This is a genomic window from Mesorhizobium sp. M8A.F.Ca.ET.207.01.1.1 (assembly GCF_004794715.1).
In the GTDB taxonomy this organism is placed as follows: Bacteria; Pseudomonadota; Alphaproteobacteria; order Rhizobiales; family Rhizobiaceae; genus Mesorhizobium.
Genome location: NZ_SRUS01000004.1, coordinates 89,783 through 112,342 on the forward strand (window position 1 = coordinate 89,783; position 22,560 = coordinate 112,342).

The following is a 22,560-nucleotide window of genomic DNA, read 5'->3' on the forward strand; positions in this document are numbered from 1 at the left end:
TTCAGGCCTCGCCTACTTCTGGGACGGGCTCGGGTTTGAGCTCATGCAGCCGGTGGATGCCAGGCATCTCGATGAAGCCGTCGAGACTGCGGACCGCCCGCGACCATAGACGGATCGCGGGATAAGGATCGAGCGAAACTCCGCCGTCCGGCGCCAGCGCCACATAGGGAAAACAGGCGATGTCCCCGACGGTCGGCCGGTCCGATGCGAGGAAGCGCTGGCCGCGTATATGCTGTTCGACGAGGCCAGCTTCCAGCTCCCGCAGGGCCACCGTTCCCTGTCCCTGAAGGGCATCGATATTGCCCGGGCGCAGCAGCATCTCGTGCAGGCGCGCCGCCCCCAGGCTTGCTGTCAGTCGATGCGAGAACGAAAGCCATTGTTGGACACGCGCCGCTTGCACGGCCGTATCGTTGCCCAGCCATTGCGGTGCCGCCTTTGTAGCGAGGTAGACAAGCATGGCCGAGGATTCGGTCAGGACGAGGTCGCCGTCCTCAAGGATCGGGATCGAACCCGCCGGGTTGAGCGCCATGAGTTCCGGACCGCGATGCTCGGCACCGGGATGGAAGTCGACGGGCCGGATGCTGAGCTTCACCCCTGCCAGCGCAGCCATCAGGCGCACCTTGTAACAGCTTGGCGACAGCACGTAGTCGTAGAGCTTCATTGCGCCACCAGTTGCGCGCCGTAGGTGTAGCCATGGCGCTTCAGCCAGCGCCGGTAGGCAACCGAAGTCAGGTCGGCTCGCGTGGGAATCTCCATGCCAGGGTCTAGCGGCAGCAACCTCGGGATCTGGTTTTCGAGGATCGACCGGTCCTGGACGAAGATCGTCTGCTGGAAATGGATCAGGTCCGTCATCGGCGTCTCGTCGTCGAACAGCGCCATCCAGGGCCACACGTCACAAAGGTCTTCGGCAAGTGGCTGCACGAAAAGCGTAATGACGTCCCATTCGCCGGGACGCGGCGGGCAGGTCTTGTAGAGGATCGAGCATGTCGGCGCGGGCACGCGATACATGTACTCCGTCGTTATGCCGCCCTCCGCCGACTTCGCGGCCTGCGGCTGGTAGAACTTCACCTGGGTCGCCCAAACCTCATCCTCGTCCTCGCGGATTTCGACCTTGTAGTTCTGGACCTCCGTGTGCGGTTCGGAGCCCAATATGTCGGTGTGGACGAACGGAAAATGCGCAATGTCCAGGAAGTTCTCCACCGCGCGCAATGGCGAGCAGCGCACGCGAACCACGCCGACATCGACGAGCCGACGGCCAGGCTGATCGGCCTCGGGGATCGCAAACAGCGGCTTTTTCGGATCGCCGAGCGATGACCAGACATGGCCATAGCGGATGCAGGTTGGGAGGACACGTCCGTTGCCGCCTGTGACCTTGGCGGTTCCGTCTTCGCCGCATCTCACCTCGATGGGCTCGCCCATCAGGGCCGTGCCGCGCCCATGCGCGTCGAGCTGGCTCGCAAGGCCGACCGGATACCATTCGTCGATCATCGCGTTGCGGGTCATTGGACGGCCCCACCGCTCCGAATTCTCTCGGCCGCCCGCCGCAGCGTTTCGGCGGCCCTCGACGCGGCGATCCGTTCGGTCGGATTGGCGTCCTCGCCCACCAGAACATGCATAAGCGTCCGGGCTTCACCATCGGGCGCAAGCAGCAGCCGAAGCGTCAGGCCATCGTTGCTATGGTCGAGCAGGCCTCCCGCGGCCTTCGCGCCCGCGGCCGCCTCCAGCGCCGCGACGTTCGCTTCCACCATCATGGAACGCAGCGGGGCAACGCCGTCGAGCCGCGGCGGAGGGGCAGCGGCTTCGCCGGCGGAAATCCAGATGATACCGTCGCCATCCTCGACATGCTGCGTTGCAACGCGAATCGTGTCCGGCGGAGTCAGCGCCGGATGAGCGGGAATGCGCAGGCAATTTCCCTCCTGAGCATAGCCCCAGCCGTGATAGATGCAGGACAGGGTTTCACCGCGTACAAAGCCGTGGGAAAGGCGCATGCCGCGATGGGGGCATCTGTCCGCAAACGCCGATGCTCGGCCCGAACGGCTTCGCCAAAGCGCAACCGGCCCAGCCGGGGACTGCGCGGGCATTACGGTTCCCGCCGGCAAGTCCGCGGAGAGGGCAACAGGTATCCATGAGCCGGTCGGATAAGGCGGCATACATCAACTTTCAAACAACATCAGCATCTTCCTGAGCGCAGCTTCGCGGTCAAGCATATGCTAATAGGCGGGTCACGTTTGCACAACATTTCCTCACGGGCAATAATGCCCAAAAAAGGTGCATGGCACCTTGGCAGGCAGAAGCCGCAGGCCGGAAACTAGCCCGATTCGCTCTCGATCGGCGCCCGATGGATGGCCTCGACCCAGACATCGATTGGTCCAAGCGAGCATCCCATCTCCATCATGTCGATGAGTTCGGCCGGGCCGACAATGTCGAGTTCGATGCGATCGGGACCGGCAACGCATATGGCCTGCGCGAGCCCGAGCTTGGCGGCATGACGCTCGATCCACGGAAGGAAGGATGCCGCCTCCACATCGCCGAGGATCGTCATGCGCTCCCGCCAGGGGAATCGATATTGCTCGCTCACAGAAAACCTCGGCAATGAAACAGATATCTATCTATCTGCATTGTGCTCAATCGCTGATGCATCTAACCAAGCGCCATGAGAAGGTTGAGTGTGGGCTTGTGACCCCTCAGTCGTCTATGACGTCCGCAAAATCCCTGGTCAACATGCGTCCATCGACACTTTGTGAGACAAGACAGACTACCGCTTGCATTAAAACTAGTCCTGCTGCTCGACCTTGGGTTCGCCAGACCATACGAGAGAATACGAAGGGAATGGGTTGGCGAACCATCCTCTAACATATTGATTTTCCGTGGAAAACTCTGACCCTCCGGGCCCACCATCGTCGTTATTTATCAATGCTTTATGGCCATTTTCTTCCTCGTGTTAGCCAAGTGGGAGGCGGCGAGCCTCCGCGCATCACTTTGATTTTGTTGCCTTGCGGTGGGCTGCTGAGGGCTAAGGGCGTCAAGGGATTGACATATCGAGTGCGCGCTGCGCGCGCTTCATCCAACCCCGCTCAGACATGGGACTGGGAAAGTCTTGATTGGCTGAGCATGAGGACCTAGCGCTCATCCTGATCAGACCGACGGATCCGCGCTCAATGATCTCTGTCGGCAAGACGAGCCGTTCTGGGGCGCGCATTTCACCTTTCAAACGGCGCATGAGAAGTTCCGCGACGCTTGTGCCAAGTGCATGGGCATGCTGACGGCCAGGCATTCCCCCGGACTGGTCAACGCAGGCAACGCGCCGCCGTTGTGGCCGTGCTAGTCAACTACTGAATGACGAAGTCGTTACGAAAGATATGCCAGCCAGGAGGCTCAATTCATAACGCCACCGTCTTTATTTGTATCTGATCTGCTGATACATAACCCCGTGTGACGACTGCGGGGCCATATGTCGAATGAAATCATGGTTGTCGATCCGCTTGAGCGGCTTGACTTGTTGAAGAGCCTCGCGAGCGAGGTCCGGGTCCGGATTCTCGATCTGCTGCACCGCAAGGGGCCGAAAAACGTCAATCAAGTGGCCGAAGAACTGGGTCTTCCGCAATCAACGATTTCCGCAAACATCCAGGTTCTTGTCGATGTCGGTTTGATCGAGACGAAATCACAGAAGGCGCGCAAGGGAAGCCAGAAGGTTTGCTATTCGACCTTCTCCGAGTTGGTTGTCGTCTTTAAGGACCGCCCGCCGGCGCAGGATCTCGGCGTCATAGAAGTGGCGATGCCGCTTGGACTCTATACGAGATGCGAAGTTTCCGCTCCCTGCGGCCTGTGTTCAAAAGACGGCGTCATCGGACTTCTCGATGTGCCCGACACCTTCCTCGATCCTGACCGTATGCGGGCAGGGCTGCTGTGGTTCACGCGCGGCTTCGTCGAATACCAGTTTCCCAACAATGCGACGCTTGCCAATGCCAAAGTCGGCGGATTGGAACTGGCGATGGAGCTTTCGTCGGAGGTGCCGGGCACATCGAAGGATTGGCCATCGGACATCACGGTAGCGATCAACGGACACGAGATAGATACCTGGACGGCGCCAGCCGACTATGGCGACAAGCGCGGCAAGCATACGCCCGGCTGGTGGAAGCTGGCCGGATCGCAATATGGCGACCTCACACACTGGCGCGTCACGAACAACGGCACCTATCGCAACAACAACAAGGTTTCCAAATGCTCCCTGGCTGATCTGGAGCTTGAGCGGCACCGCTCGATCCGGATACGAATCGGCGTGAAGGAAGATGCGCGTCACCCCGGCGGCATAAACATCTTCGGTAGCGGCTTCGGCAATTACAGCAACGACATCGTTCTGCGCCTGCTGAAGGCTTGAGAGCGTATTAGGCCCTTGACGGGCGAACGAACTCCGCCCTTAACTGACCCGCGACCCGGATATAGACCGGAAAGTCGGATTGATAATCCGCAGTGGGAGGGATCATGAAGGCCAGAGTCACGGCGAACGCGGCCTATGCCGTCGCGGATATCGACAAACGTCTTTACGGCTCGTTCCTCGAGCATCTTGGTCGGGCGGTCTATACGGGCATCTACGAGCCCGGACATCCGCAAGCGGACGCAGAGGGGATGCGCAAGGACGTGATCGAGTTGGTGCGTGCGCTCGACACGCCGATCTGCCGTTACCCGGGCGGCAACTTCGTGTCCGCCTACAATTGGGAAGACGGCATAGGCCCAAAGGAGAACCGCCCGCGGCGGCTGGATCTTGCCTGGCGCACCACGGAGCCGAACCTGGTTGGAATCCACGAATTCGCCGACTGGGCCGAAAAGGCGGGCACCGAGATGATGCTTGCGGTCAATCTCGGTTCCCGCGGCCTCGACGAGGCGCGGGCGTTCGTTGAATACGTCAACCACCCGAGCGGCAGCTACTGGTCCGACCTCAGGGCCAAGAACGGACGCGCGCAGCCCTGGAACTGCCGCCTCTGGTGTCTCGGCAATGAAATGGACGGTCCCTGGCAGGTCGGCCACAAGTCGGCGGAAGAATACGGCCATCTGGCCAACGAGACGGCCAAGGCGTTGCGCGGCCTCGACCCAACGGTGGAACTGGTCGTCTGCGGCTCGTCGCATTCCAATATGCCGACCTATCCGCAGTGGGAAGCAACCGTGTTGGAAGCGACCTACGAGCAGGTCGACTACATCTCTCTCCACATGTATTTCGAAAACTACGAGAAGAATACGGCCGAATATCTCGCTCTTCCGGCGAAACTCGACCGCTACATTGGCACGGTCTCCGGCATCATCGACTACGTGAAGGCCAAGACCCGCTCGAAGCGGGAGGTGAAGATCTCCTTCGACGAGTGGAACGTCTGGTACCATCAGCGCAAGCGGGACGCCGAGCGTATGCGCGACTGGGACTGGCCGGAAGCGCCCAGGCTTCTGGAAGACATCTACAATTTCGAGGACGTGCTGCAGGTCGGCTGCATCATTAACACCTTCATTCGACGGTCGGATATTGTTCGCATCGCCTGCATTGCGCAGCTGGTGAACGTTATCGCGCCGATCATGACCGATCCCGGCGGCAGCGCCTGGCGGCAGACGATCTACTGGCCTTTTATGCTGGCCTCCAAGCACGGCCGCGGCACCGCGCTGCAGCTCGCGGTCGAGGTGCCTACCTATGACGCGGCCGCTGCCGACAAGGTGCCATGGCTCGACATTGCGGGCGTGCATAATTCGAACGCCGGCACGCTGACCTTCTTCGCAATCAACCGGCATGGGTCCGAGACGATAGAGGCCGACGTCGCCCTGGAGCGGTTCGCCGCCAAGTCCATCGAGCATACGATCATCCGTCATGACGATCTCGAGGCCTGCAACACGAAGGACGCGCCGGACAACGTATCACCGGTCAAAGGCAATGGGGCAGCGCTCAGCGGCAAGGGAATGACGCTGAACTTGCCGCCGCACTCCTACTCGATGGTGCGCGTGACACTTTGAGTTAATATCCGAGTATCAGATATATACCGTAAAATCCGTTGCAGGCGAAGTGGTTTGGTGTAGCATTGAAACGTTCAAGGCGGATCTAACCGCCGTACTCGGGAGGAAGCTGAGATGAACTTTCGCAAGATGATGGCCCTAGCGGTGGTTGCGGCCGGAGGATTTTGGGCCGTCGCGGCCCAGGCCGAAGAAACCGTCGCATGGTGGGATTTCCTCGGCGGCGGTGACGGCGTGCGCATGAAGCAGATGATCTCCGACTTCAACGCCGCCCACGCCGGCAAGATCAAGATCGACGCCACGACGCTGGAGTGGGGCACGCCCTTCTACGCGAAGGTGCAGACCTCGGCCGCGGTCGGTGAGGCGCCTGACGTCATGACCTATCATGCCAGCCGCATCCCCTTGGCGGTGAGCCAGGACATTCTCGAAGAAATCACCGCCGACGATATGAGCAAGATGGGCCTCTCGGCCTCGGACTTCGCCCAGACGACGATGGGCGCCGTGACGGTCGACGGCAAGCAATACGCGGTGCCGCTCGATACCCATCCGATCGTCCTGTACTACAATCGCGTCCTCCTGAAGAAGGCAGGCGTGCTCGGCGACGACGGCCGTCCCGTGGGTATGAGAAACAAGGAGGAATTCACCGCGACACTGCAGAAGTTGAAGGATGCCGGCGTCGAGTTCCCGCTGGGCAGCGTCACCGCCGACGGCAACTTCATGTACCGCACCATTTATTCGCTGGTGTGCCAGCAAGGCGGCGAGCTTCTGACGGGCAACGAGTTCCTCGCCGGCGACAATCCTCAAAAGCTGGCGAAAGCGTTAGCGGTCCTGCAAGGGTGGACGAAGGCCGGGCTGCAGTCGACCTATACGGACTATCCCGCGACCGTCGCCCTGTTCACCTCGGGCAAGGCCGCGATGATGATCAACGGCGTCTGGGAAGTTCCCACGATGACCGACCTCGCCAAGCAAGGCAAGCTGTTCGACTGGGGCGCCGTCGAGATCCCGGTGATCTTCGACAAGCCATGCACCTATGCGGACAGCCATTCATTCGCAATCCCGAAGAACAAGGGCAAGGAAATCAGCCCGGAAAAGCGTGCTGCCGTTCTCGAGGTGATCTCCTGGATGGACAAGCACTCGCTGTTCTGGGCCACGGCAGGGCACATCCCGGCCTACAAGCCAGTCACCGAAACCGGTGAATACAAGGCAATGGAGCCCAATGCGACCTACTCGACGCTGACGGCCAACATGATCTTCGATCCGAAGTCGCCCAAGGCTGGTGTCGCCGGGCCGATCTTCGACACCATGTCAAATTATTTTGTGCCGACCCTCAATGGAGAGATGGACCCCGGCGAGGCGGTGAAATCCATCAAGGAAGAGTTGAACAGCATGTAGGGCTCAAGGCTGGGGCCGCCCCGCCCAGGGCGGCCCCAGCCGTGTTCGAGGAAGAGCCATGCTTCGCAACTCCCGCACTGAACGTCTTGTCGCGCTGGTGCTGGTCGCTCCCTTCCTGGCGATCTATCTGCTGGCGTTCGTCTATCCGACGGTCCAGATGTTCCGCATCTCCTTCACCGATGCGCCGCTGATCGGCGCTGGTCGATGGGTTGGTCTCGACAACTACCTGCGGCTCGACAACGACCCGATGTTCCGGCGCGCGCTCTGGAACACCGCTTATTTCGTGCTGATGACGGTCGTCCCAGGGACACTCATCGCCCTGTTGATCGCGCTAGGCGTGTCGCGGCTCAAGGGCCGCTTCCAGTCGATCGTGCTGGCGCTGTTCTTCCTGCCCTACATCCTGCCGGTGTCCGTCGTCTATCTGATCTGGGACTGGACGCTGAATTTCCAGTTCGGGATCGCGATGCATGTGCTGGACTGGCTCGGAATCCCGCGCGTGCCGGTCTTCAAGTCGCGCGTCTGGTTCTTGCCGGCTGTGGCCGGGGTGACGATCTGGTGGACCGCGGGCTTCTCGATCCTCCTCTTCCTCGCCGGACTGCGGTCCATACCAGCGGAGATCTACGAAGCCGCGGCGCTCGACAACTCGACGCGATGGACCACGTTCCGGCGCATCACCTGGCCGCTGCTGTGGCCGATCACCTCGCTGGTGTTCACCATCCAGCTCATCCTGCAGCTTAAGATCTTCGACCAAGTCTATCTGTTCTCGATCGGCGGCCGGCCGAACGACAATATGGTGCTCGTCTACTACGTCTTCCAGAAGGCCTTCCAGCAGAACCAGGGAGGCAGGGCGGCGGCCGTCGCCGTGACCCTCTTCGTGCTTGTGGTGGTCGTCTCGGTCCTGCAATTCCAACTGCTCCGGTTCGCCGAAAGGCGGCGCCGATGAACGCCGTGGCTGCGCAACGCTGGAACTTCTGGGGCGGGATCATCACCGCACTGACGCTCGTCTGGGCCATCCTATGGGCGTTCCCGCTCTACTGGGGTGTGATCTCATCGCTCAAACCGGACGACGAGGTCGTGCGGCCCCACATCGAACTCTGGCCCGAGACGCCGACGCTGGAGAACTACGTCAGCGCCCTGACCACTACGCAGATAGGCGCCTGGTACGTCAATTCAGTGGCGGTCGCGGTCGGCGTAACGGTCATCACCATCTTCATCTCGATGCTGTGCGGCTACGCAATCTCGCAGTTGCGGTTCCCGGGGCGGATCGCGCTTTGGTGGCTGATCCTTGCCTCCTTTATGGTGCCGACTTCGGCGCTGATCATCAATCACTTCGTGCTGGTCGCCAACCTCAGCCTGCTCAACAGCTGGGCCGGAATCATGTTGCCGCAGCTTATCCACCCCGTCATCATCATCGTGTACAAGCAGTTTTTCGATCAGGTCCCGAAGGACTTCCGCGAGGCCGCGGTCATGGACAATGCGTCCGAATTCGGGATCCTCTTCAAGATCTACATGCCTATGAACTGGGGGGTAACCACCGCGCTGTCGATCGTCTGCTTCATCTGGACGTGGAACGCGTTCTTGTGGCCGTTCCTCTCGGTGACCCGCACCGAGATGATGACCATCACGGTCGGCATTACGCAGGTCAACGACGCCTTCGGTGTCTACTACGCGCGCCAGCTGTCGGCAGCCGTACTGGCCGGCCTGCCGGTGGCACTGGCCTACCTCTTCTTCCAGCGCCGGGTGACCGAGGCTATAACGCTCTCGGCAGGTATCAAGGGCTAGAGCCCCGGCAGGTGCACCGCAATGCCGGAGGGCACGACCCGCTCGGCGGGTTCAGGCTCCGTCGGCGCGTACGTGCCAGGCCGATCCGTCCGCGGCGAAGAGATGCAGGGCCGTGGTGTCGAACTTCAGCCGAACGGCGTCGCCCGGTTTGACGCTCGAAAGCCCGCGATCCTGTGCCGTCACCTGCGTCCCATCCGCGAGCCGCGCATAGACGAGCGTTCGCTCGCCAAGGCGCTCGACAACGGTCGCCGTGGCGAATGCTTCATTGCCCTCGGCGACGACAGTCAGCGATTCCGGCCGCACTCCGAGTTCGCGCCAATCCATGTCGATTGGCGCGCCGGGAAGTTCGACGAGCGATCCATCGGTCAAGCGCGCATTGAGCCTGTCGCCCGAGCCCGAAACCGTGACAGGCAGGATGTTCATCGCCGGCGACCCGACGAAGGTCGCGACGAAGCGTGACGCCGGACGTGCATAGACATCGACGGGTCTTCCCATCTGCTCTATCCGGCAATCGTTGAGGATCACAATGCGGTCGGCGAGCGTCATCGCTTCCACCTGGTCGTGGGTGACGTAGATCATCGTCGATTTCAAACGCTGATGCAGTTCGGCAAGCTCGACGCGTGTACGGGCTCGAAGCGCTGCGTCCAGATTGGAGAGTGGCTCGTCGAACAGGAATGCCTTGGGCTCCTTGACGATCGCACGCCCGATGGCCACGCGTTGGCGCTGCCCGCCGGAGAGCTGCGACGGCCGCCGGTGAAGCAGCGCTTCGATCTCCAGGATACGCGCAGCCTCGGCGATCCGCTGGCGTATGACATCCGGCGCGACCCGAATGTTCCTCAGCCCAAAGGCCATGTTCTGCGCGACGGTCATATGTGGGTAAAGGGCATAGTTCTGGAAGACCATGGCAACGTTGCGCCTGCCAGGCGCAAGGTTCTCCGAGCGCACCCCGTCGATCGTCAGCGTCCCCTGGTCAATGCTTTCGAGGCCGGCGATCATCCGGAGCAGCGTCGTCTTGCCGGAACCGGACGGACCGAGAAACACGACCAGCTCTCCTGGCTCAATGTCCAGGCTCACGTCGCGGATCACTTCGACAGCGCCAAAGTGCTTTGATACGCCCGACAGCGCGATTCCGGTCATGCTTGCGATCCTTCTTTCCTACATAATTTCGGATAAATACCCGATGTCAAGGAATGTGGAGCTGCGGCACGATGAGCGGCTCATTCCTGGTCCCCGGAACAGCTGCCAGCTGTCCTGCCAACAGCGGGCGGTTTGAGAGGTTCGCCAGACCATACGAGAGAATACGAAGGAAATGGATTGGCGAACCAGCCGCTAACGTATTGACTTCCTGTAGAAAACGATGACCCGGCGGGCCCACCAAAACGACCGCGTAAGTGGCTGATTTTTGACCGTTTGGTGGGGTCGTGTGCAGCGCATCGCGCCGATTTCCTGGAGGGATAAGCCGCGCCCGACGCGGCGAATTCCTAACCCTACTCGGCGGCCGTCTCCGATGGCACCTCTTCCGGGCCCGAAGGCTCTGCCTCGGCGCGGGGCTTGCGCCGTGAAAACAGCGACCTGAGCGTGACGTAGAACACCGGCGTCAGGAACAGGCCGACGAAGGTGACGCCGAGCATGCCGGAGAACACCGCGGTGCCGAGCGACTGGCGCATTTCCGCGCCCGGGCCCGTTGCGATCATCAGCGGCACGACGCCGAGGATGAACGCGAAGGCGGTCATCAGGATCGGCCGCAACCTGAGCCGGCAGGCTTCGACGGCAGCCTCGGCGGCCGACAGGCCGCGTTCCTGCGCCTGCCGCGCGAATTCGACGATCAGGATCGCGTTCTTGGCGGCAAGCCCGATCAGCACGATGAGGCCGATCTGCACGAGGATGTTGTTGTCCAGCCCTCGGAACGATACGCCGAGCAACGCCGCCAGCACGCCGAGCGGCACCACCAGCACAATGGCGAATGGCAGCACCCAGCTTTCATATTGCGCCGCCAGCGCCAGGAACACGAACAGCACCGACAGTCCGAAGATATAGACAGCGGCATTGCCGGTGTTGCGCTCCTGGTAGGCGAGCTCGGTCCATTCATAGGAGGTACCGGCCGGCAGCGTCGCGGCGGTGATCTTTTCCATCGATGCCAGCGCGTCGCCCGTGGAAACGCCGGGCGCGGCGTTGCCCTGCAGCGGCACCGAGACGTACATGTTGTAGCGCTGGACCAGCGCCGGGCCGGTGACGTCGCGGATCTCGATCAACGTGCCGAGCGGAACCAGCGCGCCAGTCGCCGAGCGCACCTTCAGTTTCAAGATGTCGGCGCGATCGAGGCGGAACGCCTGGTCGGCCTGCGCCCGCACCTGGTAGACGCGCCCGAAAGCATTGAAGTCGTTGACGTAGGCGGTGCCCAGATTGATCGACAGCGTCTCGAAGATGTTGGGGATCGGCACGTTCAGGATGCGCGCCTTGTCGCGATCGATCGCCAGGAAGAATTGCGGGCTCGACGCCGAGAAGGTGGTGAACACGCCCGTCAGCCCCGGCGTCTTGTTGGCCTTGCCGGCGATTTCGTAGGCAAGCGCCAGGATCTGCCGCATGTCGGCGCTGTTGCGCTCCTGGATCTGCAGCTTGAAGCCGCCGGCATTGCCGACACCGCGGATCGGCGGCGGCGGCAGTGCGATGATGAAGGCTTCCTTGATGCTTTGCAGGCTGCCGAACAGATTGCCGATGACCTGGGTCGCCGACTGGCCGGCTTTCAGTCGCTCGTCAAATGGCTTGAACCTGGCGAAGATCACGCCCGCGTTGCTGGCGTTGGTGAAGGTCGCGCCGGAGAAGCCGGCGAAGGCGACGGCGTAGTCGACGCCCGGCGTTTTCTGGATGATCTGCGACGCCTGCTGGATGACCGCATCGGTCCTCGACAGCGAGGAGCCGTCCGGCAACTGGACGACGACGATCGCATAGCCCTGGTCGAGCGACGGAATGAAACCGCGCGGCACCGTCTGCACCATGTAGACCGTGGCGTAGATGAGGGCCGCGAAAACAGCCAGCATGGCGGCGATCGCTATCCACGATCCGACCAGCACGCGGATGATGCTCGAATACCAATGGGCGACCCTGTCGAAGCCGCGGTTGAAGCCGTCGGCGAGCGCCCGTCCGAACCGCGCCAGGAAAAAGCGCGGCGGCGCCGCAGTGGTGTGGTGCGGCTTGAACAGCAGTGCGGCCAGCGCCGGCGAAAGCGTCAGCGAATTGAATGCCGAGATCGCCGTCGACACCGCGATGGTGATCGCAAACTGCAGGTAGAACTGCCCGGAAATGCCGGGGATGAAGGCTGTCGGTACGAACACGGCTATCAGCACCAGCGAGATCGCGATGATGGCCGTTCCGACTTCGTTCATGGTCAGGTGCGACGCCGGATTGGGCGCCAGCCCACCGGCGATGTTGCGCTCGACGTTCTCGACCACGACGATCGCATCGTCGACGACGATGCCGATCGCCAGAACGAGGCCGAACAGCGTCAGCATGTTGAGCGAGAAGCCGGCGGCGTAAAGCACCGCCAGCGTGCCGATCAGCGACACGGGGATCGCCACGATCGGCACGATCGCCATGCGCCACGATTGCAGGAAGACGATGATGACGATGATGACCAGCAGCATCGCCTCGAGGATCGTCTTGTAGACCTCCTGGATCGACTCGGCGACGAACTCGGTCGGATTGTAGACGATGTCGTAGCTCAACCCCTTCGGGAAGTCGCGGGAAAGCTCCTTCATCTTGTCCTGGATCTCCGCGGCCGCGGCGAGCGCATTGGTGCCCGGCCGCTGGAAGATGGCGAGCGCCACCGCCGGTTTGCCGTTGAGATAGGAGTTGGTGACGTAATCCTTGGCGCCGAGCTCGATGCGCGCCACGTCCTGCAGCGAGATCAGGCGGCCGTCGTCGGTCGATTTGACGATCACGTATCGGAAGTCGCGTGCATCGTTGAAGCGGCCTTGCGTGGTGACCGTGTACTGGAACGCCGTGCCGGTGTTGGTCGGCGGCGCGCCGATCGAGCCGCCCGACACCTGGACGTTCTGGTCGCGCAGCGCCTGCACTACATCGCCCGAGGTCATCCCCAGGGCGGACAGTTTTTCCGGATCGAGCCAGATGCGCAGCGAATATTCGCGTTCGCCGAAGATGATGAGGTCGCCGACGCCATCCAGTCTGAGCAGTATGTCGCGCACCCGCGAACGGGCGTAGTTCGAGACGTAGAGCTGGTCGTAGGTATTGTCGGGCGACAGCATGTGCACGACCATCATCAGGTCGGGCGAACTCTTGGTGGTGGTGATGCCGAGGCGGCGGACTTCTTCGGGCAGACGCGGCTCGGCGACCGACACGCGATTCTGCACCAGCACTTGCGCCTTGTCGAGATCGGTGCCCAGCTTGAAGGTGATGGTCAGCGCCATCGCCCCGTCGCCCGACGAATAGGACGACATGTAGAGCATACCCTCGACGCCGTTGATCTCCTGCTCGATCGGCGTTGCCACGGTCGCAGCGACCGTCTCGGCGTCGGCGCCCGGATACTGCGCGCGTACGACGATGGTCGGCGGCGCGATCTCGGGATACTGCGCGACCGGCAGCTGGGTATAGGCAATTCCGCCGAGGATCAGCAGGACGATCGAAACGACCGACGCGAAGATTGGGCGGTCGACGAAGAAATGTGCGAACCTCATTGCTGCAACCCGGCGGTCTCGGCCTTGGGCGGCAACGTCACCATCTCGACCTTCACCTTGGTGCCGGGCCTGGCGTGCATCAGCCCGTTGACGATGATCGTCTCGCCGCCGGTCAGGCCCGAGCGGATCACCCGGTAGCCGTCGAGAAGCGGGCCGGTGCGCACAGGCTTCGCAGACACCATCCCGGCCTCATCCACCAGGAGCACGATGCGGCGATCCTGATCGGCGCTGATCGCCTCGTCGGGCACCAGCACGCCGCCATGCGGCAGCGACCCCGGCACATTGATGCGCCCGAACATGCCTGGCTGGAGAATGCCGTCGGCGTTGGGAAACGTCGCACGCACCCGCATAGTGCCGGTCGCATTGTCGATCCGGTTCTCGGCAAAATCGAGCTTGCCTTTGAATACCGCCTCCGCGCGGTCGGCGACACGAACCTCCACATCGAGCCCGCCGGCGCCTTCCTGCATGGTGCCGCCACGCGCCTTCGCGTCGCGGGCGTAGCTGAAATACAGGCGCTCATCGACGTCGAAATAGAAGTCGATCGGATCGCGCGTAACGATGGTGGTCAGCAAGGTGGAATCCGGCTGCACGAGGTTGCCGACCGACACCAGCCGTCGGTCGATGCGGCCGGACAAGGGCGCCTTGATCTCGGTGAATTCCATGTTCAGGCTGGCCGTCGTCAGCGCCGCCGTCGCGCCCTGCATCTGCGCCTGCGCCGAAAGGTATTCCCGCCGGCGGTCGTCGACCGTCGCGGTTGAGATATTGCCGGTCTTGGCAAGTTCGTCGGCGCGATCGAGCTGCATCTTGGAGAATTCGAGCAGTGACTTGGCGACGTCCACTTGCGATTTGGCGGCATCATAGGCCGCCTGGTACGGACGCTGGTCGATGGTGAAGAGCAGGTCGCCCTTGTTGACCAGTGCGCCGTCCTGGAAGCTGACCTTGTCCAGATAGCCGCTGACGCGCGAACGGATGGCGACCTGGTCGACGGCTTCGAAGCGCCCGACGAACTCGTCGTCTTCGACGATTTCACGGACCACCGGCTTGGCCGCCGTCACCAGGGGTAGCTGCTGCTCCTGCGCAAACGCAGTACCGCTGAAAGCCATGCCGAGCAGTAATGCCGCCGACACGGCGGCGCGGGCAAGCCAGCCGGCCGATCGACGGGGTCGCCCGCCCGCGCCGCGATGCAATTGCCCGTTCCCTGGGGTGTCCATCTGCGTCCTCGCTCGCTAGACCCGGAGGTCGGTTGATCCGCTTCTACGCTCAGGCTTTCGTCGAGATCAGAGCACTGCAGTATTGTGCATGGCAACATGATCATTTTCCATGTGGGCTGAAATGTCCAGCCTGTGGCTGCCGCGCCACCGGGCTAAAACCAGTCGCGTTTCAATGGTTTCAGGATTCCTTTGATGGGCGGCTTATGACTCATATTGGTCGAAGGAGACCGTATGGGCATTTCCACGCCGGCGGGACTGGCGTGTTTGCCGAAGTTACCTCGGTGGCCCGGCTTGTGGCCAACCTCTCGGCCACGCGAGATGGGTGACCAAAAGCGTTATGTTGTTCCCCGCATTGGGAATGCTAGATTTGCCAGGACGCGGCAGCTTTGCGCCTCATTCGGTCGTCGACGTCGGCTTTACGTCCGCCCGAAAGCAGGCATCCAGAAAACCACGGGCTCGTTTTGGTCGAGGTCCTCAAGCTGCCGTTTGCACGGCCGCCCTCAGCAGCATTCCGAAGAGGTCGCGTGGCTCGTCGGGATCGGCGAGCAGGTCGAGCTCCTCATAGAGGCCGGTCGCTTGCAGTTGGTCGCGCACATAGCGCAGGGCTGAAAAATCCTCGATGGCGAAGCCGACTGAATCGAACAGCGTGATCTGCTTGGCGTCTCGGCGGCCTTGGGTCTTGGCGGCGATCACTTGCCAGAGCTCGGTCACCGGGTGGTCGGGGTCCAGCTGCTGGATTTCGCCCTCGATGCGTGTCTGCGGCGGAAACTCCACGAAAATGTCGGAGCGCAGCAAGATGTCCCTGTGCAGTTCGGTCTTGCCCGGGCAGTCGCCACCGACGGCGTTGATGTGGACGCCGGCACCGACCATGTTGTCGGTGAGAATGGTGGCGTTCTGCTTGTCGGCGGTAACGGTCGTGATGATCCCGGCGCCTTCAACCGCTTCCTGCCCTGTTTCGCAGATCGTGATGTCGAATCCCATGCCAGCCAGGTTCTTCGCGCATTTCAGCGAGGCGGATCGGTCGATGTCGTAGAGCCGGAGCCGATCGACACCGGTCAGCGCCTTGAAGGCGATCGCCTGGAACTCCGACTGTGCGCCATTGCCGATAATGGCCATGGTGCGAGCACCGCTCGGCGCCAGATACTTGGCCGCAACGGCGGATGTCGCGGCGGTGCGCAGCGCGGTCAGGATGGTCATTTCGGTGAGCAGCATCGGGTAGCCGCTTCCGACATCGGCGAGCACGCCGAAGGCGGTTACTGTCTGCAGGCCCTGGCGCATGTTCTTGGGATGGCCGTTGACGTATTTGAAGCCATAGAGGCGCCCATCGCTTGTCGGCATCAGCTCGATGACCCCGTCATGGCTGTGCGAGGCGATGCGAGGCGTCTTGTCGAAAAGATCCCAGCGACGAAAGTCTTCCTCGATGTAGCTGGCGAGCTCGGTCAGGAAGCGCTCGACGCCGATTGCGATCACCAGCTTCATCATGCGATCGACGCTGACGAAGGGGACGATGTTCAGTTTTGCCGCGGTCATGGTCAAAAGCTCCCTGAATGGCTGCGAGTCGGGCGGTCCATGATGCGGCGGCCCATCAGGCTCGCCGTCAGGTCGACCATCAGTGTCGCGGTTCGGCCACGATCGTCCAGAAAGGGGTTCAACTCGACCAGGTCCAGGCTGGAGACGAGCCCGCTGTCGGAAAGCATCTCCATCACCAGATGCGCCTCGCGAAACGTCGCGCCGCCGGGAACCGTGGTGCCGACCGCCGGCGCGATCGAGGGGTCGAGGAAGTCGACGTCGAGACTGACATGCAGCAGCCCGTCTTCATCAGACACGCGGGCCAGGAAGGCGCGCAGCAGCGGCGCGATGCCATGCTCGTCGATGGCGCGCATGTCGTGCACGATCACGCCCGCCTGGTTGAGCGCGCTGCGCTCGGCAGGGTCGACGCTGCGCAGGCCCATGGTGCAGATACGCCTGGGATCGACGGCGGCCGGCAGATCGGGAAAATAGCCGCTAAAACCGGCCTGGCCGCTGGCGTAGGCGAGAGGAACACCGTGCAGATTGCCGCTGGCGGTGGTGTCGAGCGTGTGAAAATCGGGATGCGCGTCGAGCCACAGGACGAATAGGGGGCGACCGGCCTCCGAGGCACGGCGGGCGAGGCCCGACACGGTCCCGGCGGAGATCGAATGGTCGCCACCGAGAAAGATCGGCATGGCGTCCTCGCTCGCTGCGTAGGCCGCGGCGGCAATGGCGGATGTCCAGGCCGATATTTCGGGCAGGGCCTTCAGCGCCAGGTTGCCATGCACGACGCGCCTTACCGGAATTGGCTGGACGGCGCCCATATCCTCCACTGCATGGCCGAGGCCGGACAGCATCTCAGCAAGCCCGGCGGTCCTCAGCGCGCTCGGCCCCATTTCGCATCCCATTCGGCCGGCACCGTCCTGCACGGGCGCCCCGACGATTCTGCAACGCATTGTTTCTCCCGCGCTCCAAGTTCTGATGGCCGCGAGGGAACCATGCCGAGCCGGCGATACGAACAGGTAAAATTGGCAATCCGAAAAGCGTAGTTTATCATAATGGCAGCGAAACTGAGCAAAATGGTACCCCATGGATGCACTGGACGAACGGCTCGTGACCTTGCTGCGGCATGACGCCCGGCGCAGCGTATCGGATCTCGCCGTCGATCTCGGCGTCTCGCGCGCCACGGTTCGGGCACGCATGGAGCGGCTGGAACGGTCGGGCGACATTATTGGCTACACGGTGGTGTTGCGCGCCGACGCGGTCGATCAGCGCATCCGCGGCATCATGCTCATCGAGATCGAGGGCCATGCCGCCGACCGCGTGGTCCGGGCACTGGGCGGCTTCCCGGAAGTCTCGACCATCCATACCACCAATGGTCGCTGGGATCTGGTGGTAGAGCTCGGGACGGCATCCCTGACGGATTTCGATGCGGTGCTGCGGCGTATCCGGTTGATTCCCGGCATAACGGGCAGCGAAACGAGCCTGCTGCTGGCCACCCCGCGCACGACGCGGGCACGATTGACCTAGACTGTATTCGACGCCGCCTTTCCCGTGCAGATGGATTTCAGATTACGGGCAAACAGGGAAACGTTCCCAAAGTAATTCGGATACATTTCAACAAGTTTTTCGACCTTGTCTACCTCGACCAAGACCGCTTTTGCATCACTGTCCCTTAGCTCGTTTTTCTTCTCTATATCTTCCAACTTCCGCGCGCCGGACATAAGAGTTCGGAATGGCTCGACGGTCACATTATGATCTTTGCTGTATTGAATAAAGTAGTATCTGGATTTTCCAGTCGTCTGTGCGAAGTTCGTCGAGTAGAGAGTAATATTCTTGATGTCTTCTAAGGTGTTTGTCGCCCCTATACGTCTGTCGATATCCCGCAATTCTCGCACTCTGTCATTGTGATCCGGAGCGCCGATATGAACGGGGCACTGCTCAATGTGCGCGAATTCCGCCGACATAAGCTGGAAAAGGCGTAGCCAATCTTGTTCGCCCTTTCCGTGCTTCAAATCCTGGCGCCGGAATAGCCCGACAGCCTCAACTGCGGTTGCCCATGAGTGCTGAAGTGTGGTCCGAACTTGCAGTTCGATGCGTCGACCCTCGAAAGCCTCGGTGTCGGCAGCTCTGGGTCGGTACCGGAAAACAATGTGGTGACTTCGATAGCCGTCCGGCTTCGGCTCATCGATATAGTTGAATTCCCGAGGGTGTATCTCATGGGGGAAGTTGTCTCGCATCGATGCGAGAAGCGAGCGGACACTTTTGATGTCGGGCATGATCGCTCGGCAACCGCCGATGTCGTTCATGGTGTCCAAATTGGTGGTGGACTCTCGAAGCTTCCGACGAATCGATGCCATGCGTTTCGGACGCGATGCCATGTCGCCCTTCAGTCGCAGGGCTCTCATGTGGTGACCGACAGAGAACTGGACGCTCCGCATCGGCAGAAAGTGCGAGGCGCGCCAGCTGTTGGCGATCGAGAAGATTTCGAGTGCGTCCACGTACTGGCCGGCAGTGATGTCTGGTCCGAAAAGCATGGGTTTTGCCAGCCGCTCGCCTGCCTTGCGAACGGCATTCATGCTGTATTCAAGGCGCGGGTACTGAGTCATTGGACCATAAAGTCAAGGTAGGGCGCCTCATTCTGGACTGGCGAGACGACCGCAAGCGAATCGGATCTCATGGACCGTATCTTTGAGTACGCGAAAGACGAAAGTAAGCACCTTTGCGCTTGCCTTGAAGGCATCCTATTCTGGAGGAATAGCATCCGCTCGTGGGCATAGAATGTCGGTACTGCCTTTCCTGAGAATTTACGCGCCGCTCAACGCGGTGCTGGCCGCGCCTGGGCTGCTGGCGGTGGCTGCGCTCACGATGCCGGGCATGTCGGGACGAAGCAGGCTGGCTCTGACTGCCGTGCTTGCGGTCATTTGGGGCGCCTATCTTCTGCAGATGGCCGAGACGCTGCTCAAGCGCTGGGCGGGAGACCTTCGGGACAGGACGCCGGCAATCGCCATCGATATGCTCGCGGTTTTGGTTCCGCTCGCTGCATTTCTGCTCGACGTCACGCCCGACCGCAGCCTCTACTGTGCTGTCTGGCTGCTGAAGCCGCTGCGCGACTCGACATTCTTCCCGGTACTGGGCAGGGTGCTGGCCAACGAAGCGCGCAACCTGATCGGCGTCACCACGCTCTTCGGCGTCGTTCTGTTCGGTGTCGCGCTCGCCGCCTATGTCATCGAGCGCGACATCCAACCGGAAAAGTTCGGCAGCATCCCCCAGGCAATGTGGTGGGCGGTGGTCACGCTGTCCACCACCGGTTATGGCGACGCCATTCCGCAAAGTTTCGCCGGCCGCGTCCTTGCCGGGGCGGTCATGATGTGTGGCATCGGCGTCTTCGCGCTCTGGGCCGGCATTCTTGCCTCCGGCTTCTATCAAGAAATCCGTCGCGAGGATTTCGTCCGCAATTGGCAATTGGTCGCCGGCGTGCCGTTGTTTCAGAAGCTCGGCCCGGCCGCGCTGGTCGAGATCGTGCGCGCGTTGAGACCTCGTAATTTGCCGGCGGGTGCCGTGATCTGCCGCAGGGGCGAGACCGGGGATCGGATGTTCTTCGTTGTGGAGGGGCGTGTCAGCGTCGCGACGCCACACCCGGTGGAGCTTGGCCCTGGCGCCTTCTTCGGCGAGATGGCGCTGATGAGCGGCGAACCGCGCATGGCGACCGTCAGCGCCGCAACGGCGGTCTCACTCCTGTCGCTGCACGCGGCGGATTTCCAGATGCTGTGCAGCAGCAGCCCTGAAATCGCGGAAATCATCCGCAAGACCGCGCGCGAGCGGCACGGCGCGGCACCGATGGCTTGACCGTGCCAGGTGTTCGTCAGGGGAGGACGCGATGGCAAGGCTGCCCCTGTCGACAATGGCTGACTGGAACTATGTGGGCGGCGGCTCTGTCGGCCACGCGGAGGTTCTGGATGGGACGTGGAAGTCCCCAGAGGCGCAGCCGCCGAGCGCTCGGGGGGGCCGTCATTCAGACGACGGACGGCCGAGGCACATCCGCACGCGCCTGATGCCGATGCCGCCTGGACACGATGTGAAGCACAGGTGGTGGCGCAGGATGTGGGCACGACCTGATCATCGGCGCCGAGGTCGACTTCCGCCTTGGCATCGTTCCAGGTGGCTCGGAACCATGCCTGGCTAAGCCTGGTGGCGGTTCGTTGGGCTGGCGCCTTTCGGTCGGAGGCAGCTTGATGACTTCCTTCCGCCCGGTCATCGGAATGGTGCGGCTGCGGCCGGATTTGCTGGTCCGGAAACTGAGGCGATGGCGAGGAGGCATCCGATGTCAACCAGCAAGAAATGTGAACGCGCCGAACATCGGCTTTCCGCGGATGCGGCGGATCCGCGGCAGTTTCCTGGCAGTTGACGCAAGGCCTTGCCATGATTCCGTCAGCCGATCGCCGGATTCGGCCGGGAATAAGCGGTTGCCGCGGACCCGATGGTTAACGAGAGCTTTCTGAGTGAGGCCAAATCGTGTCATTTGTGCAACAACGCTGGGGGATAGCAGCCGAACAGCCCTTTCGCCGGTACGATCGTTGTTGAACGCCGCCGGCTCATGGGTAATGTCGAATTCGAAGGAGCGGCGCGGTGCGCATCTTTTTCGGTAGTGGGGATGGGGCAGGGAACGCTGTCCTTCAGCAAAGAATACCCAGACCCGTTTTTTAACTTTTGACTGGAGGTCAGAAAATGAACATCAAGAGCCTGCTTCTCGGCTCCGCTGCGGCCCTGATCGCAGTTTCCGGTGCGCGCGCCGCCGACGCCGTCGTCGTCGCCGAGCCGGAACCCGCTGAATACGTCAAGATCTGCGACGTCTACGGCGCTGGCTACTTCTACATCCCCGGCACCGAAACCTGCCTGCGCATCGGCGGCTATATCCGTTACGACATCGGCGTCGGCGACGTGGGTTCGTTCGACGGTGCGACAAGCGCCGATCACGAGGACGGCGGCAGCAACGACACCTTCTACAAGCATGCCCGTTTCTCGCTGAAGACCTGGACCGGCCAGGAAACCGAACTCGGCACCTTGAAGACCTACACCGAGACCCGCTTCAACTTCCAGAACAACAACCGTGATTCGGGCAGGTTCGGACAGCTCAATACAGCTACGAACGGCGACACCGTCTCGCTGAACTTCGCCTGGATCCAGCTCGGTGGTCTCCGCGTAGGTAAGGACGAATCGGCCTTCGATACGTTCATCGGCTACGCCGGCAACGTCATCCAGGATACGTTGGTTCCCTATGGCGGTTTCGACACCAACGTCGTGCAGTACTACTTCGACGCTGGCAACGGCTTCTCGGCCGTCGTCTCTCTCGAAGAAGGCTCGGGCTTCGACACGATCGACAGCTACGTTCCGCATGTCGTCGGTGGTGTGAAGTGGACGCAGGGCTGGGGCGCGGTCACTGGCGTCATCGCTTACGATAGCAACTATGAAGAAGTCTCCGGCAAGGTTCGCTTGGACGTTAACGCCACCGACCAGATCTCGCTCTTCATCATGGGCGGCTACGGCTCCGATGATAACCTCACCGACGGCACCTGGACGTTCCCGGCTGGCGGTCGCGGCTTCTACAAGCCGTGGAGCGGCAATTGGGCCGTCTGGGGCGGCGGCACCTACAAGTTCAACGAAAAGACCTCGTTCAACCTCCAGGCGTCGTATGACGAAGGCAAGAACATCGGCATCGCCGCGAACGTTGCCTATGACATCGTTCCCGGCCTCACGATCACGGCCGAAGTCGACTACTCGCATCTCGGCGACGACTCCGTGTCGAACTGGACGGGTATTACTCCTGGCAAAGACGACGCAATCGGCGGCATGCTTCGCTTCCAGCGTTCGTTCTAAAAGGCGCTGCCTTATTGAAATCGAAAACCCGGCGGGCAACCGCCGGGTTTTTTCATGTCGTCTGTATGGAACTTCGGACAGCCGATGGCATGGCCGCCCGCCTGCTGCCGCGC

18 protein-coding genes are annotated in these 22,560 nt (G+C 61.8%); 8 read left to right on the plus strand and 10 right to left on the minus strand.

Features of this window, described 5'->3' with window-relative positions:
- Position 1 precedes the first annotated feature (1 nt).
- The 4 genes from EN850_RS12770 to EN850_RS12785 form a co-directional block, all read right to left on the minus strand.
- On the minus strand, positions 2 to 661 hold the full coding sequence (locus EN850_RS12770; protein ID WP_136091411.1) for a glutathione S-transferase family protein: 660 nt from the start codon (positions 659 to 661) through the stop codon (positions 2 to 4).
- Positions 658 to 1,503: an aromatic ring-hydroxylating dioxygenase subunit alpha gene (locus tag EN850_RS12775; protein ID WP_127276593.1), complete on the minus strand. Its 846-nt coding sequence runs from the start codon at positions 1,501 to 1,503 to the stop codon at positions 658 to 660. Before EN850_RS12775 ends, EN850_RS12770 begins: the two co-directional genes overlap by 4 nt.
- The gene (locus EN850_RS12780; protein ID WP_127276595.1) at positions 1,500 to 2,150 is read right to left on the minus strand and encodes a Rieske (2Fe-2S) protein; all 651 of its coding nucleotides are present in this window, start codon (positions 2,148 to 2,150) and stop codon (positions 1,500 to 1,502) included. Before EN850_RS12780 ends, EN850_RS12775 begins: the two co-directional genes overlap by 4 nt.
- A 158-nt stretch (positions 2,151 to 2,308) precedes the next feature.
- On the minus strand, positions 2,309 to 2,542 hold the full coding sequence (locus EN850_RS12785) for an acylphosphatase (protein WP_127276597.1): 234 nt from the start codon (positions 2,540 to 2,542) through the stop codon (positions 2,309 to 2,311).
- A 909-nt stretch (positions 2,543 to 3,451) separates the two neighbouring features.
- Between EN850_RS12785 and EN850_RS12795 the strand changes: the two genes are divergently transcribed.
- The 5 genes from EN850_RS12795 to EN850_RS12815 all read left to right on the plus strand — a co-directional run bounded on the left by EN850_RS12795 (position 3,452) and on the right by EN850_RS12815 (position 9,159).
- On the plus strand, positions 3,452 to 4,378 hold the full coding sequence (locus EN850_RS12795; RefSeq protein WP_127276601.1) for a transcriptional regulator: 927 nt from the start codon (positions 3,452 to 3,454) through the stop codon (positions 4,376 to 4,378).
- Between the two features lie 104 nt (positions 4,379 to 4,482).
- Positions 4,483 to 5,988: an alpha-N-arabinofuranosidase gene (locus EN850_RS12800; RefSeq protein WP_135920851.1), complete on the plus strand. Its 1,506-nt coding sequence runs from the start codon at positions 4,483 to 4,485 to the stop codon at positions 5,986 to 5,988.
- 114 nt (positions 5,989 to 6,102) lie between these two features.
- Positions 6,103 to 7,377, plus strand: a complete 1,275-nt coding sequence (locus EN850_RS12805) for an extracellular solute-binding protein (RefSeq protein ID WP_136091412.1) — start codon at positions 6,103 to 6,105, stop codon at positions 7,375 to 7,377.
- A 58-nt stretch (positions 7,378 to 7,435) separates the two neighbouring features.
- A complete protein-coding gene (locus tag EN850_RS12810) occupies positions 7,436 to 8,320 on the plus strand; it encodes a sugar ABC transporter permease (protein ID WP_127276608.1) in 885 nt (294 codons plus the stop codon).
- The gene (locus EN850_RS12815; RefSeq protein WP_136091413.1) at positions 8,317 to 9,159 is read left to right on the plus strand and encodes a carbohydrate ABC transporter permease; all 843 of its coding nucleotides are present in this window, start codon (positions 8,317 to 8,319) and stop codon (positions 9,157 to 9,159) included. The genes EN850_RS12810 and EN850_RS12815 overlap by 4 nt, the downstream gene beginning before the upstream one ends.
- A 51-nt stretch (positions 9,160 to 9,210) precedes the next feature.
- Here the strand turns inward: EN850_RS12815 and EN850_RS12820 are convergent, their stop codons facing one another.
- The 5 genes from EN850_RS12820 to rocF all read right to left on the minus strand — a co-directional run bounded on the left by EN850_RS12820 (position 9,211) and on the right by rocF (position 17,526).
- The gene (locus tag EN850_RS12820) at positions 9,211 to 10,296 is read right to left on the minus strand and encodes an ABC transporter ATP-binding protein (RefSeq protein ID WP_136091414.1); all 1,086 of its coding nucleotides are present in this window, start codon (positions 10,294 to 10,296) and stop codon (positions 9,211 to 9,213) included.
- 350 nt (positions 10,297 to 10,646) lie between these two features.
- Positions 10,647 to 13,850, minus strand: coding sequence for a multidrug efflux RND transporter permease subunit (locus tag EN850_RS12825; protein WP_136091415.1), 3,204 nt, complete (start codon positions 13,848 to 13,850; stop codon positions 10,647 to 10,649).
- Positions 13,847 to 14,953: an efflux RND transporter periplasmic adaptor subunit gene (locus EN850_RS12830; protein WP_246689222.1), complete on the minus strand. Its 1,107-nt coding sequence runs from the start codon at positions 14,951 to 14,953 to the stop codon at positions 13,847 to 13,849. Before EN850_RS12830 ends, EN850_RS12825 begins: the two co-directional genes overlap by 4 nt.
- Before the next feature lie 582 nt (positions 14,954 to 15,535).
- On the minus strand, positions 15,536 to 16,591 hold the full coding sequence (locus tag EN850_RS12835; protein ID WP_136091417.1) for an ornithine cyclodeaminase: 1,056 nt from the start codon (positions 16,589 to 16,591) through the stop codon (positions 15,536 to 15,538).
- Positions 16,592 to 16,593: 2 nt separating this feature from the next.
- Positions 16,594 to 17,526, minus strand: a complete 933-nt coding sequence (gene rocF, locus EN850_RS12840; protein ID WP_135882389.1) for an arginase — start codon at positions 17,524 to 17,526, stop codon at positions 16,594 to 16,596.
- Between the two features lie 133 nt (positions 17,527 to 17,659).
- Between rocF and EN850_RS12845 the strand changes: the two genes are divergently transcribed.
- Positions 17,660 to 18,100 (plus strand): Lrp/AsnC family transcriptional regulator, encoded by a 441-nt coding sequence (locus EN850_RS12845; RefSeq protein ID WP_095771477.1) that lies wholly within the window; start codon positions 17,660 to 17,662, stop codon positions 18,098 to 18,100.
- Here the strand turns inward: EN850_RS12845 and EN850_RS12850 are convergent.
- Positions 18,097 to 19,149, minus strand: coding sequence for a RelA/SpoT domain-containing protein (locus EN850_RS12850; RefSeq protein ID WP_189343774.1), 1,053 nt, complete (start codon positions 19,147 to 19,149; stop codon positions 18,097 to 18,099). The two genes, EN850_RS12845 and EN850_RS12850, sit on opposite strands and share 4 nt — an antisense overlap.
- Before the next feature lie 202 nt (positions 19,150 to 19,351).
- Between EN850_RS12850 and EN850_RS12855 the strand changes: the two genes are divergently transcribed.
- Together EN850_RS12855 and EN850_RS12865 are read left to right on the plus strand one after the other, a co-directional pair.
- Complete coding sequence (locus EN850_RS12855) at positions 19,352 to 20,419, plus strand: cyclic nucleotide-gated potassium channel (protein ID WP_136091418.1); 1,068 nt, start codon at positions 19,352 to 19,354, stop codon at positions 20,417 to 20,419.
- An 879-nt stretch (positions 20,420 to 21,298) separates the two neighbouring features.
- Positions 21,299 to 22,447 carry a porin gene (locus EN850_RS12865; RefSeq protein WP_136091419.1) on the plus strand — a complete coding sequence of 383 codons (1,149 nt, stop codon included), beginning with the start codon at positions 21,299 to 21,301 and terminating at the stop codon, positions 22,445 to 22,447.
- Positions 22,448 to 22,560: the final 113 nt, after the last annotated feature.